Consider the following 13,174-nt stretch of genomic DNA (forward strand, 5'->3'; position numbering starts at 1 on the left):
CATGACCCGGATCGCCATCGGCCAATCCCCCCTGACCCTCGCCCAGTTGCGCGCCGTAATGGACGGCCCGGTGACGGTCACGATCTCCGCCGACGCCTGGGGCGATGTCGACAAGGGGGCGGCCACCGTCGCCGCCATCGTGGCCGAGGGGCGCACCGTCTATGGGGTCAACACTGGCTTCGGCCTGTTGGCCAACACCTCCATCGCGTCGGAGGATTTGGAGACGCTGCAGCGCAATCTGGTGCTCAGCCACGCCTGCGGGGTCGGCCCCTTGTTGCCGGACGCCGTGACCCGGTTGTTGATGGTCCTGAAGATCGCGAGCCTTTCGCGCGGCGCCTCTGGGATCCGCCGCCAGACGCTGGAAGCACTGGTCGCCCTGGTGAACGGCGACGTCCTGCCCTGCGTCCCGTCCAAGGGTTCGGTCGGCGCCTCGGGCGATCTGGCGCCCCTGGCCCATATGAGCTGCGTCCTGATTGGCGTCGGTCAGGCCCGGCTGAACGGCGAGGTCCTCGACGCCGAGGCGGCCCTGGCGCGGGTCGGGCTGACGCCCCTGACCCTGGGGCCGAAGGAGGGCCTGGCTCTTCTGAACGGCACCCAGTGCTCCACCGCCCTCGCCCTGGCCGGACTGTTCGCGACTGAGGCGGTGTTCGCCGCCGGTCTTGCGGCAGGCGCCCTGTCGGTCGACGCGCTAAAAGGGTCGGATGCGCCGTTCGATCCGCGCATCCACGCCCTGCGCGGCCAGCCCGGCCAGATCGCCGTCGCGGCGCGGCTGCGCCAACTAATGACCGGCTCCGCCATCCGCGACAGTCACCGCGACGACTGCGCCAAGGTGCAGGACCCCTATTCCCTGCGGTGCCAGCCCCAGGTCATGGGGGCCATCCTGGATATCCTGAATGCTTCGGCTGCGACGCTGGAGCGGGAAGCCAACGCCGTCACCGACAATCCCCTGGTCTTCATCGAGGACGGCGACGTCATATCCGGCGGCAACTTCCATGCCGAACCTATTGCTTTTGCAGCCGATCAGATCGCCATGGCTCTGTGCGAGATCGGAAATATCTCCGAGCGTCGCACCGCCATTCTGGTCGACCCGAAGATGAGCGAACTGCCGGCCTTCCTGGTCAAGGAGAGCGGCCTGAACTCGGGCTTCATGATCGCCCAGGTCACGGCGGCGGCCCTGGTGGCGGAAAACCGCATGGTCGCCCATCCGTGCAGCATCGACACCGTCCCGACCAGCGCCAACCAGGAGGATCACGTCTCCATGGCCACGCATGGCGCGCGACGCCTGCTGGACATGGCCGAGAACGCGGCGACGGTCGTGGGCATCGAACTACTGGCGGCCGCCCAGGGGCTGGAGTTTCACCGCCCCTTGACCAGTTCGCCGGCGCTGGAACAGGTCCTGTCCATCGTCCGTGAAGCCGCTGCGCCCTACGCCAGCGACCACTATTTCGCGCCGGACATCGCCCGGGCGACGGACGGCGTGCGGAACGGTCGCTATCGCATCTTCACGCAGGACCTTCTGCCATCGACATAAGCCACTGAACAGTCAGTCAAAGGGTTGGAGCGGCGCCCGTCGCAAGGCGGCCAGATTAGCCGAGCCGGTGCAGAAGCAGACCGTCCTCATCTGACGGACGACCCGTTGGAAATGCGCTACGACCGCATCGGTGGATTCGGTCGCTGCCGTCAGCACCCCGGCAGCCTGACCGACGATGTCGGCCCCCAGTCGAATGGCGCGGGCCGCATCCACCCCGTCCCGAACTCCGCCTGATCCGATGACCACGGCCTCAGGACAGGCGCGGCGAACATCGACGATGGCCTGAGGCGTAGTCACGCCCCAGTCTCCGAAGGCGGCGGCGTGGATCCGGTCGTCCGGATCGGTCGCCCGTTCGCCCTCGATCAAGGCCCAATTGGACCCTCCGGCGCCCGCAACATCGACAGCGGCGGCGCCCATGTCGATCAGGCGGCGCGCCGTCCGACCGGACAGGCCTGCGCCGGTCTCCTTGACCACGACCGGAATCTCGATCTTTCGGATCAGGGCCTCCAGCGCGGCTCCAACGCCCCACCAGTCGCGGTCGCCCTCGGGCTGGCAGGCTTCCTGAAGCGGGTTCAGATGCACGACCAGGGCGTCGGCCCCGACCATGGCCACCGCGCGTCGTGCTTCGTCCGGGCCGAAGCCGCGCGTCAGCTGCGCCGCGCCGATATTGGCCAGGATCGGCGTGTCCGGGGCGCGCCGCCTCAGATCAATGTCCAGCCCACCGCTGGGACCGCCCTCAAGCGCCGCCCGCTGCGACCCGACGGCCAGGGCGATGCCCAGATGCTGGGCCGCCTCCGCCAAGCGCGCATTGACGGCCTCGGCCCGCGTCGGGCCGCCGGTCATGGCGCTGATCAGCAGGGGCGCCTTCAGCCGTCGCCCCAGAAAATCCGCCCCCAGGTCGATCTTGTCGTGATCCAGGTCCGGCAGGGCCTCGTGGACGAAGCGGATGGAGTCGAACCCGGCGTCGCGGGCGTGGCGACCCCGCCCGGACAGCACGACATCCAGGTGCTGGTCCTTGCGGCTGGGCGAAACAGCGTCGGTCATTCCCCTCGCCTAGGACCGGATCGTGGCCCGGATGGGGCGGTCAGGGCTGGCGTTCGACGGTCAGGGCGTAGGCGCCGGTCTCATTCGGCCCCAGCGACCGGGCCCGCACCACGTACCAGCCGTCCTCCGGCGCGGTCCAATCCAGCTTGGCGTGGGTGTCCGACAGGCTGTCGTCGTCGGAAGCGATGCTGGTGAAGTCCTCACCGTCTTCGCCAAGGTCGATGAAGGCGTCGAAGGCGTTCGAGACCAGGGTGATCCGCAGCTTTTCGTCCTTCTTCGCCTGGAACCTGTAGGCGTCGTAGTAGGCGCCTTCGTCCGCCAGCGCGTCGGCGACGCTCAAAGTCCCGCGCGCGGTGGCGCCGACCAGGACACTGCCCGGTTTGGGCTCGGGACCGCGATCGATCAGCTCAAGCGAATACAGGCCCTTCTCATCGCCGGTCAGGGGCGAGGCGCGAACCACATAGTCGCCCGTCGACGGCAGGGTGAGGTTCAGTCGCGAGTCCGTCCCCTCCCCCAGGCCGTCGTCGTCGGTGGCCAGGGCGGTGAACTCGTCCTCGGCCGATCCGATCGCGAGCACGGCGTCAAAATCGCCCGAGCGCAGGATGGCCTGGACGCGCTGGCCCTCGGTCCCGCTGAAGACATAGGCGTCATAGTGTTTGCCGTCGTCGTCCTGAGGCGCGTCGGTCGTGATTTCGCCCTCGACCGTCTGACCGAAAGTCAGCGGCGACGGCGCGGGCGGCGGTGCGACCTCCTCAAGGCTCAGTTTGAACCGCCCCTCGCCGTCCCCGCTGAAGGCGCGCGCCTCGATCACATAGTCGCCGGCTTCTTCCAGGGTCTCGGCGATCCGGGAATCGGTCCCGGATCCCGCCCCGTCGTCGTCCTCGGCCACGACCGAGTTGTCCGACGCCTTGCGTAGGGTCAAATAGGTGTCGAAGTCCTTGGACGAAAGTTCGATGGCCACGCGCTGTCCGGCCTCGGCCGAGAACCGATAGAATTCCGCGCGCTGCCCCTCATCGTTCGCACCCGTTTCGTCATCCAGATTTCCATCGACGCTGTCGCCGATGGCGATGGGTTTGGCCGGCGGAGCGGGCGGCGCCTCGCTCAGTCCGACCGTATAGCGCCCCTCGCCCTCCTGCAGTGCAGTGGCGCGGATCACATAGTCGCCGGCGGCCGGGGCAGTGAAGACCAGACGCGAGTTAAGCCCGTCGTTCGGTCCATCGTCGTTCTGCGCTAGTTCGACGAAGTCGGCGCCGTTCATCCGTCCGACCAGGACCTTGGGATCAAAGGCCTCGGACTCCAGCGTCACGATCACGCGCTGCCCCGCCGCAGCGCGGAAGACGTAGGCGTCATACCTGCCGCCGTCCTCCTGTTCCGGATCGCGCCCGTTCAGCTCCCCGGCCTGCTCGCCGCCGACGCGGAGCGTGGACGGACGCGGCGCGCGCGGCGGAGCGGGACGCTCGCGCAGCGACAGGCTGTAGTCGCCGCCGTCCGTGCCCGACAGAGTGCGGGCGCGCAGGATGTAGGTCCCGTTCGTCTTGGGCGTGAAGCGCAGCCGCGCATGGGTGGCTTCGCCCAAACCGTCGTCGTCCTCGGCCAGGGGCTCATCGGCCCCTTCGGCGTAGAGCGCCAAATAGGCGTCGAAAACGTCCGACCGCAGAACGGCCTCAAGTCGCTGCCCCGCACGGGCCTCGAACCGGTAGTCGTCATAGCGATAGGCGTCATCGCCGGTCGTCGCCGAATCCGCATCCGTCAGCGCGCCGTTCACCGACGCCCCGAGCCGCAGCGCCTGGACGTCCTGGGCCAGGACGGGCGAGACGGCCCAGGCCAGGGCGATGGCGCTGACGGCGGCGACGAGGGGCGGACGGTTCATAGAAGACTCCAGAGTTTGAAGCCGATCATAGACGCCGAACCATGACGGCTGTAAATCGCCGCCATTCCCCTTTTGCATTCCCCCAATCCAATCTGTACCGGAGCCCTCATGTCGGCCGAGCCCACACGCGCGACCCTGATCGACGGCAAGGCCTTTTCGATCGACCTGGTGGACCGCGTCGCCGCCGCCGCCGCCCGCCTGGAAGCCAGCCAGGGCGTCAAGCCGGGCCTGGCCGTCGTCATCGTAGGCGAAGACCCCGCCAGCCAAATCTATGTCCGCAACAAGGGCGAAACGACCCTGCGCGCGGGCATGCGGTCCGACACCCACCGCCTCGCCGACACCACGACCCAGGACGAACTTCTGGCCCTGATCGCCTCACTGAACGCCGACGCCGGCATCCACGGCATTCTGGTCCAACTGCCCCTGCCGAAACATATCGATTCATCGGTCGTGCTGGACGCCATCGACCCTGATAAGGATGTGGACGGTTTCCACGTCGTCAACGCTGGGCGCCTTGCGGTCGGCCTTCCGGGCCTGGTGCCCTGCACCCCCCTCGGCAGCGTGATGTTGCTGAAGGACCAGCTGGGCGACCTGAGCGGCCTGAACGCCGTCATCGTCGGCCGGTCCAACATCGTCGGCAAGCCGATGGCGCAGCTGCTGCTGGCCGAAAGCTGCACCGTCACCGTCGCCCATTCCAGAACACGCGACCTGCCCGCCCTGTGCCGCACGGCCGACATCCTGGTCGCCGCCGTCGGTCGGCCTGAGATGATCAAGGGCGACTGGATCAAGCCGGGCGCGACCGTCATCGACGTCGGCATCAACCGCGTGCCCTCCGCCGATCCGGTCAAGGCGGCCGACGGCAAGACCCGCGTTGTCGGCGACGTCGCCTTCAAGGAGGCGGTCGAGGTCGCCGGCCGCATCACACCCGTCCCCGGAGGCGTCGGCCCCATGACCATCGCCTGTCTGCTGGCCAACACCTATTCGGCCGCCTGTCGCTCGATTGGAATCGAACCGGAGCCATTGGACGCTTGAAGCGTTGCGGTGCTGAGGCGATAGTCGCCGCACCGGCGCAATCGCCGATAGGGGAAAATCCATGGCTCGCTTCAACGCTCGCGCTCTGGCTCTGACCGCCGCTCTCGTCGCGGCGCCCGCCGTCACCGGCTGCGGCTACAACACCATCCCGACCAAGCAGGAACGGGCCGAGGCGGCCTGGGCCGATGTCCAGGCCCAGTACCAGCGTCGCGCCGACCTGGTGCCCAATCTGGTCGCAACCGTCCAGGGGGCGGCGATCCAGGAACGCACCACCCTGACGGACGTGATCAACGCCCGCGCCCGCGCCACCTCGGTCAATGTCTCCGCCGCCGACCTCAGCAATCCGCAGGCCTTCCAGCAGTATCAGCAGGCCCAGGGCCAGCTGTCCGGCGCCCTGTCGCGCCTGCTGGTCTCGGTCGAGGCCTATCCCCAGCTTCAGGCCAATCAGAACTTCCTGACCCTCCAGTCCCAACTGGAAGGCACCGAGAACCGGATCACCATCGCGCGGCGCGACTACAATGAGGCGGTGCGCGACTACAACACCACCCTGCGCACCTTCCCGAACGTGATCTGGGCCAAGACGGCCCACGCGGGCTCCCAGCCGATGCAACTGTTCACCGCCACGGCCGAGGCGCAGTCCGCGCCGCAGGTGAACTTCAATCTCGGCGGGACGCCCGCAGCCGCACCCGGCGGGGGCGCTGCTCCGGTCGCGCCGGGTTCGCCCCCGCCGGCCCAGTGAGCGCCCTCCCCGTTCGGACACGGCGTCCAGCGGGCGTCGTCGCGGGTCTCTTCGGCCTCATGGCCGTCCTGCTGTTCGCCATGCCGGCGGCGGCGCAGGCGAAACTGGACTTCCCGCCCCTGACCGGTCGAGTGGTGGATCAGGCGGATCTGCTCGACGCCGCGACCGAACAGGCGCTGACGGAAAAGCTGGCTGCGCTCGAAGCCAAATCCAGCGACCAACTGGTCGTGGTCACGGTCCGCAGTCTCCAGGACCAGGAAATCGAGGACTACGGCTACCAGCTGGGCCGCGCCTGGGGCATCGGCCAGAAGGACGGCGACAACGGCGCCCTGCTGATCGTCGCCCCCACTGAACGCAAGGTGCGGATCGAGGTCGGCTACGGGCTGGAGCCGATCCTGACCGACGCCATTTCCTCCATGGTCATCCGCAATGAGATTCTGCCGGCCTTCCGCGACGGTGACTATCAGACGGGCGTCGTCCGAGGTGTGGACGCCCTGATCGGCCAGTTGGAGCTCGATCCTGCGGAGGCTCAGGCACGAGCCGCCGCCGTCCAGGAAGCAGATGAAGCCGGCGCCGCGCCGATCCTGCCTATCGTGATCATTGCGGTGATCTTCATCCTCTTCCTTCTGGTGGCTGTCGGTTCCGCAGGACGCGGGCGTCGCCATCGCGGCGACAGTGTGACGCCCATTCTGCTGTGGGCAGCGTCGGAAGCGCTGAGAAACGCTGGGCGCGGCGGCGGCGGTTTCGGCGGCGGCGGAGGTGGATTTGGCGGAGGCGGCGGCGGCTTCGGCGGCGGCGGCGCTTCGGGAGGATGGTGATGCGCTTCACGAACGAAGACCGGACGCGGGTCGCCGCCGCCATCGCCTCGGCCGAGACCGGCACCTCGGGCGAGATCTTCTGCGTCGTCTCGCGCGGCGTATCGTCCTATGTGGACGTCAGCCTGGCCTGGGCGGCGGGCGCGGCCCTGCTGACGCCGACCCTGCTGATCCCCTTCGGCTTTGATCTGTCCTGGCCGTTCGGCGGCACCTGGGAAGCCGCCCACGCCTCGGCCCAGGCCGCCGGCGTCGGCCAGGCCCTGGCGGCCTACGCCTTCATCCAGGCGGCGATCTTCGTCGGTGTCTTCCTGCTGACGCGGCTGCCGCCGATCCTGCGCTGGGTTACGCCGCGCGGTCTGCGTCGGGCCCGAGTGCGCAAGGCGGCCCTGCAACAGTTCCTGGCCCACGGCGTCCACGTCACCCAGGACCGCACCGGGGTTCTGATCTTCGCTGCTCTCAAGGAACACCAGGTCGAGCTGATCGCCGACGAACTGATCCATCAAAAGGTCGATGAAGGCGTCTGGGCCGACACCGTCGCCGTCCTGACCCGCGAGCTCAAGGCGGGCCGGCCCGTCGCCGGTTTCGAGGCCGCGATCGAGCGATGCGGCCAGGTTCTGGCGACTCATTTCCCGCCCCGCGCAAATAACCCCAATGAGCTGCCGGATCACCTGATCCTGCTTTGATCGTCGTATCGGGGTCGCAATCCGCGCCCAAAAGGCCTAGCCATCCGCCCAAGTCTCGGCACGTCCTCGGGAAACCATGCCCCGCCTTCTAACCTATAACGTCCATCGCTGCGTCGGCACGGACAAGCGCCTGGATGTCGACCGCATCGTCGCCGTCATCAGCGAGCACGAACCGGACATCGTCTGCCTCCAGGAACTGGATGTCGGCCGCGCCCGCACCGGCAAGGTCGATCAGGCCGAAGCCATCGCCGAAGGCCTGTTCATGACCTCGCGCTTTCACCCGGCGATGCGGGTGGAGACCGAACTCTATGGCGACGCGGTCATGACGCCACATCCCGAGCGTTTGATACGCGCCGACGCCCTGCCCACTGTTCGCGGCATTCCAGGGCTGGAGCCACGCGGCGCCATCTGGTCCGAGATCGAGATCGACGGTGTCGCGATCAATGTGCTGACAACCCACCTGGGCCTGGTCCCGCGCGAACAGAGGCTTCAGGCGTCGGCCCTGGCCGGAACGGGATGGCTAGGCGGCTGTACCGGCCCCACGCTGTTGGCCGGCGACTTCAACGCCACCTCGATCACCCGCCCCTATCAGATCCTGGTGCGCAAACTGGCGGACTGCCAACGGTTGCTGAACCTCAAGCCGTCCGTGAAGACCTTCCCGTCGGGCTTCCCGGCCATCCGCATCGATCATTGTTTCGTCAGCCCGGAAATCCGCATCACGGGGGTCAAGTCGGACTTCTCGCCCCTGGCCCGCGTGGCCTCTGATCACCTGCCGCTGATCATCGACTTCGAGATCGTTCAGCCCGGCGCCTGACCGCCTTCGGACATCGGTCGGGTGCGTTGCGACCGGTTCAACCGTTTCCATGGCCGCCAGGCGTCGCTCGAAGAGGTCGGATCGCCCAGCTGCCATTCAGCGAACAGCCTCTGGATCCGCGTCGGTGGCTCCGATCCCAGCGGTTTCAGCCGGTCGCTGGCGAAACTGCAGATGGCGGCGCCGGTCGATCCCATGACCGCCTCGACCGCCGCGAAATCCTCGGCCGGCACCCCGATCCAGTGTCCGATCGTCCGATGCCTATGGGCGACGATTACCGCGCGCCCCGCCGCATCGGTCGGCTCGGCGGCAATGTCGCACTCGGTATCCAGCCCCATCGACCGATTGTTAAGATTGGATGACCCGATCCGCAACAGCCGGTCATCGATGATCGACACCTTGGCATGGACGATGATCCGGTCGCCCTCGGCCGTCAGGGGGGCGAAGGCGAAAAAGCGGTTATGCTTGTCCGCCTGTTCCAGTCGGTACAGCACTTCGGCGCGGGCCGTATCCATGGTCAGGCTGTCGAACCAGCTCGGGCTCTTGCCGGTCGAGACCACCACCACCTCCGGCCCGTCCACCTCTGCGAGCCGCTCGGCCAAAGCTGCGGCGATCACCGGCGAGGTGAAGTACTGGTTCTCGAAATAGATCAGCTTTTTGGCGCGCCGTATGGACTGCAGGTGCAGGGCCTCGTTCTCGCGCACCTCGTGCCGCCCGCTCCACTTGGGCTCGGTGCGGGCTATGCCGACAGGGACGTTCGTCATCTGCACGGCGACCCCGCCCGGCCAGGGATCGCTCTCGACCTCATCGGGAATCGTGCGCTCCCAGGTCGCCTTGAACCAGCGTTCCCGCGCCAGATCGCCCAGCGCCCGCGCCGCCGGTCCGTCCATCACGCTCATCACCTCGTGGCGGGCCTTGCAAATCAGGCCGTTCGGCAGGGCGCGTCGCGGATCGCCGTCAAAATGATCTTCGGAATCCCAGCGGTCGGTCGAGATGTCGCCGCCGCCGCAGAAGGCCACGCGGTCGTCGATGACGATCACTTTCTGGTGGTGACAGGCCCCGATCGGCCCGGGCGAATCCATGCGGAACTCGACCATCCGCTTGCGGAACCAGCGCTGCGCCCGGTGTGGATAAAAGCCCTGGGACGCCGCGATCAGCAGTGGGGACTTCCAGATCAGCAGCCGGATATCCAAATCCGGCTTTCGCTTCACAAGCATGCGCAGCTGATGACCGATCTCAAACTGTTTCTCGCTGGGTCGGGTTTCGGGATCCAGATGGGTGCGCGGGTCGAACTGCCAGCCCAGCACCACAATGGACCGTTCGGCCTTGTTGAGCGCCGACGACAGGGCGTCGAAATAGGCCTCGTTCTCCATCAATATAGAAAACCGGTTCGCGACTTCGCTGCGCCAGACGCCCGCTCCCGGGGTCAGCAGACTGCCGTCATAGCTGTCGCTGTCTTCGGTCATTCAGCCTGCCTGCCCGATTCGCGTGACACTGCGATGGGGACGCCCTCGCCTCTTCCGTTTCACGCGCGCTACGCCGGGTCAATCTTTGCGCGGCGGGATTGTGACGTTCGCCAAAAAGGCGCATAAGGCGGTCGGCCATGGGGGCTGTGGGAGACGCCGTCATGCAGGCGCTGGTGGAATTAATTGCGGGCTTCATCGCCTTGCTAGCCGCCGCCGTCCTGTCGCAATTCGGCGTCGACATCCATTCTCCGCAGCCCGCCGATCGGGAAGTTCACCGCGTGGCGGATTGCCCTGCCGAGAAGGCTGCGACCTTCGCCGCCGAGTCCGATCGCGACTGCTGAGAACGAACAGTCCACGGCTCAACGATCTCTACGTCTTGGACCTTTGGTTTCAAGCCGCTAGGGTCGAATCGGCGCGTTTCGCGCGCCGCGCGCATGAATCGAGCTCGACGCCTGATGAAATCCCGTAACCGGCCGCCGCTGAAGCTGACAGACGAAGACGCCGTCGCGCCCGTCGACAGGGCTCACGACGCAGCGGTTGAGGCAGAGGTCGAACAGACGCTGGTTGAGGCGGAAACGCCGTCCGAACCGCCTTTGGAACTGGACCCCCTGCCCGCGCCGCCGCCTGAACGCCCGATCTCGGAACGCCGGCGCCGTCGAATGGCCGAAGAGGCGCGTCAGGCCCAGCTGCGCGCCGCCGCCCCGCCGCCGCCGCCGCCGCCCCATCCGGCGCCTGAGGAACCCGTAGCGGAAGCCTCGGAACAACCGCCCGCAGCGTCCGAGGTCGTCGCCGAACCGACGCCGGAATCCACCGCCGCCGTCGAAATGGCCGTGGCGGCCGGCCAGCCTCCCGCGCCCGTCGATATGGCCTGGCCGCCGATGCTGAGGTCCAGCGTGTCCGAGCGGGCCTCTATCGCGACGCGCAGCCAGACCGCCTATCTCATCGCCGCACTGGCCTCGACGCTATGGGTGGGCGGCGTCGCCTCCTGGGCCGCGTTCGAACTGGGATCCAGCGGCGCCGAACTGGATCCGCTCCGGCTGGCCATCTACGGCCTGATCGCCCTGGCGCCCGTCGGCCTTTCCATCATGCTGGCCCATGCCCTGCGGCAGGGCGCCGGATTGGCGGCCGAGACCCGCCGCGCCCGTGACCTGGCCGAGGCCCTGGTCGCCCCGACCGCCCTCGCGGCCCAGCAAACGGGCCAGGTGCTGAGCACCCTGCGTTCCGACATCGACCACGCCGCCCTGGCGGCCGAGCGCGCCCGCAACGACATGGCCCTGCTGCGTCAGGCCCTGATGGAAGAGACCAATCGTCTGAACGAGGCCGCCGAACACGCCGGCCGCACCGCGCGTCGCCTGACCGAGAACCTGGCCCGCGAACGCGACCAGATGCAGACTCTCGGCCTTCATCTCGACAGCCAGGCGACCAGCGTCATCGACGCGGTCGAACGCCAGTCCCGCATGGTGGCCGACGCCTCGGACCTGGCCCAGGCCCAGTTGCGCGAGGCCGAAGCCGCCCTGGCCGCCCGCGCCGCCGATCTGGCCGCCGCCGCCGGGGAGGCCCAGGACGCCGCCCGTGTCGCCGCCGACGACCTGGCCCGCCAGACCATCCGGCTGGAGAACGCCGGAACCGGAGTCGCCGAACAGATCCAGTCGGTCGAGGAAGGCCTCAGCCAGCAGCGCGCCGCCCTGGTCACCGCCGCCTACGCCCTGCGGACCGATCAGGAAGACTTCTCCGCCCAGGTCGAGAGCCAGCGCGCCCAGTTTGTCGAAAACCTGTCCGCCACGCGCACTGCGCACGATCAGATGAACAAGACCTCGCAGGTCTCGATCGAAAGCTTGCGCGAAATCCTTGAAGCCGCTGGAGACCAGTTCCGGGCCCTGGTCGACATGTCCCAGCGCGAGGCCGACGGCTTCGACGCCGCCACCAAGGTTTCGCTGGATCGGTTCGAGGCCCTGGCCGCCGACGCCCGCGACACCCTGATGGAAGAGACCCGCCGCGCCCTGGAGCAGATGCGCGCCACGGCCGAAGATTCCCGCGCGGCCGCCGCCGACGCCTCCGAACAGGCCCGTCTCCGCGCCGATCGCCTGGGCGAGGCCCTGTTCGAGGCGGCGCAGAAGGCCGACCAAGCCGCCGACGCCCGCATCGAGGACGCCCGCCGCATCGTCGGCGAAACCTCCGGTCTGGTGGACAAGGCCGGCGAGCGGATGGTCCAGCGGCTGGAAAGCCTGGTCGATCGCCTGAACTCGGCCCTGTCCGAGATCGACACCGCCGTCGCCGACGTCGACGAACGGGCGGCCCGACTGCCGGAACAGGCCCGCGCCCGGGTCGAGGCCGTGCGCGCCAGCGTCGAACAAGGCCTGTCCTCGCTCGCCGCCGCCTCGCGCAAGGCAGCCGAGGACACCGAAGCCCTGGACATCGGCTTCCAGGAACGGGTCCGCCGCAACTACGACATGCTGACCGAAGCCGTTCGGCTGATGGGCGTGGTCTCCGGCGACGCGCCCGCAGGCCGTCATCGCGAGCCCCTGGCTGAAACCGAGCGGGCCCGCCCGCCCCGGCCCGCGCCGGAGGATTCGTCGCAGGAGCGGTCCGGCGACCGGAGTTTCGGCCTGCGCAATCGCCTTCGTTTGTCCCCGGCCGAGGCGCCGCGCCCGACGCCCGGCCCTGAAGGCGGTCTAGACTGGAACGATCTCGTCTCGGATGGCCAGGACGAGGCCCCGCTGGAGTTGGAGCGTCCGGCCGTCGACGCCGCTGACTCGGTCGCCTTGTCCGATCGCGTCGCCGCGGCGATCCGCCGGATGGGCGTCGATCCCAACGCGCTTCTGCCGCGTTCGCGCGTCGAGGAGGCTGCCCGGCTTCTTGGGGCCGGTGATCCCGACGGCGCCCGTCGCATCGTCCGCCGCGTCGCGCCGGCCGCCGTGCGCAGCGTCTCTCGCCGCGTGCTGAGCGATCCTGAGTTGCGCGCCGACGCGGAGCGCTATGTGGTCGTCTTCTCTCAAGACCTCGCCGCCTACGCCCGCAGCGGAGACGCCCAGGCGGTTCAGAACCGCCTCGCCTCCGACAGCGGCCGCGCCTTCATGCTGCTCGACGCGGCCGTGGGCGACCTTGGTTGAGGCTTGACGCCGGGGTGAAGTTCACGCCACCTAGTCCGCGTCACGAAAGCGTCACGCTGGGTGAGAGTAAAGC

Annotated in this window: 11 protein-coding genes; 8 read left to right on the forward strand and 3 right to left on the reverse strand. The window is 68.3% G+C overall.

The annotated features are described in order from the left end of the window. Position 1: 1 nt before the first annotated feature. On the forward strand, positions 2-1,531 hold the full coding sequence (hutH, locus tag ACW17X_RS03365) for a histidine ammonia-lyase (protein WP_492099655.1): 1,530 nt from the start codon (positions 2-4) through the stop codon (positions 1,529-1,531). A 12-nt stretch (positions 1,532-1,543) separates the two neighbouring features. Here the strand turns inward: hutH and fni are convergent, their stop codons facing one another. Further along, positions 1,544-2,575 carry a type 2 isopentenyl-diphosphate Delta-isomerase gene (gene fni, locus ACW17X_RS03370; protein ID WP_492099656.1) on the reverse strand — a complete coding sequence of 344 codons (1,032 nt, stop codon included), beginning with the start codon at positions 2,573-2,575 and terminating at the stop codon, positions 1,544-1,546. Positions 2,576-2,615: 40 nt separating this feature from the next. Then, a complete protein-coding gene (locus ACW17X_RS03375; RefSeq protein WP_492099657.1) occupies positions 2,616-4,445 on the reverse strand; it encodes a PPC domain-containing protein in 1,830 nt (609 codons plus the stop codon). A gap of 108 nt (positions 4,446-4,553) precedes the next feature. Between ACW17X_RS03375 and ACW17X_RS03380 the strand changes: the two genes are divergently transcribed. The 5 genes from ACW17X_RS03380 to ACW17X_RS03400 all read left to right on the forward strand — a co-directional run bounded on the left by ACW17X_RS03380 (position 4,554) and on the right by ACW17X_RS03400 (position 8,528). After that, positions 4,554-5,477 carry a bifunctional methylenetetrahydrofolate dehydrogenase/methenyltetrahydrofolate cyclohydrolase gene (locus ACW17X_RS03380; protein WP_492099658.1) on the forward strand — a complete coding sequence of 308 codons (924 nt, stop codon included), beginning with the start codon at positions 4,554-4,556 and terminating at the stop codon, positions 5,475-5,477. 61 nt (positions 5,478-5,538) lie between these two features. Beyond that, complete coding sequence (locus ACW17X_RS03385; protein ID WP_492099659.1) at positions 5,539-6,216, forward strand: LemA family protein; 678 nt, start codon at positions 5,539-5,541, stop codon at positions 6,214-6,216. A 59-nt stretch (positions 6,217-6,275) separates the two neighbouring features. Beyond that, positions 6,276-7,034 carry a TPM domain-containing protein gene (locus tag ACW17X_RS03390; RefSeq protein ID WP_492099660.1) on the forward strand — a complete coding sequence of 253 codons (759 nt, stop codon included), beginning with the start codon at positions 6,276-6,278 and terminating at the stop codon, positions 7,032-7,034. After that, entirely contained in the window at positions 7,034-7,714 is a 681-nt protein-coding gene (locus ACW17X_RS03395; RefSeq protein WP_492099661.1) for a TPM domain-containing protein, read from the forward strand. Before ACW17X_RS03390 ends, ACW17X_RS03395 begins: the two co-directional genes overlap by 1 nt. A 76-nt stretch (positions 7,715-7,790) precedes the next feature. Then, complete coding sequence (locus tag ACW17X_RS03400) at positions 7,791-8,528, forward strand: endonuclease/exonuclease/phosphatase family protein (RefSeq protein WP_492099662.1); 738 nt, start codon at positions 7,791-7,793, stop codon at positions 8,526-8,528. Here ACW17X_RS03400 and ACW17X_RS03405 read toward each other — a convergent pair. Then, entirely contained in the window at positions 8,513-9,991 is a 1,479-nt protein-coding gene (locus ACW17X_RS03405; RefSeq protein WP_492099663.1) for a phospholipase D-like domain-containing protein, read from the reverse strand. The two genes, ACW17X_RS03400 and ACW17X_RS03405, sit on opposite strands and share 16 nt — an antisense overlap. Positions 9,992-10,152: 161 nt before the next feature. Between ACW17X_RS03405 and ACW17X_RS03410 the strand changes: the two genes are divergently transcribed. Then, positions 10,153-10,332, forward strand: a complete 180-nt coding sequence (locus ACW17X_RS03410) for a hypothetical protein (RefSeq protein ID WP_492086943.1) — start codon at positions 10,153-10,155, stop codon at positions 10,330-10,332. A 114-nt stretch (positions 10,333-10,446) separates the two neighbouring features. Further along, on the forward strand, positions 10,447-13,101 hold the full coding sequence (locus tag ACW17X_RS03415) for a coiled-coil domain-containing protein (RefSeq protein WP_492099664.1): 2,655 nt from the start codon (positions 10,447-10,449) through the stop codon (positions 13,099-13,101). The last annotated feature ends 73 nt before the right edge of the window (positions 13,102-13,174 follow it).

It is taken from the genome of Brevundimonas sp. FV1ye4L (assembly GCF_058681255.1).

What these genes read in the sequence shown, in the direction of transcription:
- hutH (WP_492099655.1), top strand. Translation starts at nt 2, where the DNA reads ATGACCCGGATCGCCATCGGCCAATCCCCCCTGACCCTCGCCCAGTTG.
- fni (WP_492099656.1), bottom strand. Translation starts at nt 2,575, where the DNA reads ATGACCGACGCTGTTTCGCCCAGCCGCAAGGACCAGCACCTGGATGTC.
- ACW17X_RS03375 (WP_492099657.1), bottom strand. Translation starts at nt 4,445, where the DNA reads ATGAACCGTCCGCCCCTCGTCGCCGCCGTCAGCGCCATCGCCCTGGCC.
- ACW17X_RS03380 (WP_492099658.1), top strand. Translation starts at nt 4,554, where the DNA reads ATGTCGGCCGAGCCCACACGCGCGACCCTGATCGACGGCAAGGCCTTT.
- ACW17X_RS03385 (WP_492099659.1), top strand. Translation starts at nt 5,539, where the DNA reads ATGGCTCGCTTCAACGCTCGCGCTCTGGCTCTGACCGCCGCTCTCGTC.
- ACW17X_RS03390 (WP_492099660.1), top strand. Translation starts at nt 6,276, where the DNA reads ATGGCCGTCCTGCTGTTCGCCATGCCGGCGGCGGCGCAGGCGAAACTG.
- ACW17X_RS03395 (WP_492099661.1), top strand. Translation starts at nt 7,034, where the DNA reads ATGCGCTTCACGAACGAAGACCGGACGCGGGTCGCCGCCGCCATCGCC.
- ACW17X_RS03400 (WP_492099662.1), top strand. Translation starts at nt 7,791, where the DNA reads ATGCCCCGCCTTCTAACCTATAACGTCCATCGCTGCGTCGGCACGGAC.
- ACW17X_RS03405 (WP_492099663.1), bottom strand. Translation starts at nt 9,991, where the DNA reads ATGACCGAAGACAGCGACAGCTATGACGGCAGTCTGCTGACCCCGGGA.
- ACW17X_RS03410 (WP_492086943.1), top strand. Translation starts at nt 10,153, where the DNA reads ATGCAGGCGCTGGTGGAATTAATTGCGGGCTTCATCGCCTTGCTAGCC.
- ACW17X_RS03415 (WP_492099664.1), top strand. Translation starts at nt 10,447, where the DNA reads ATGAAATCCCGTAACCGGCCGCCGCTGAAGCTGACAGACGAAGACGCC.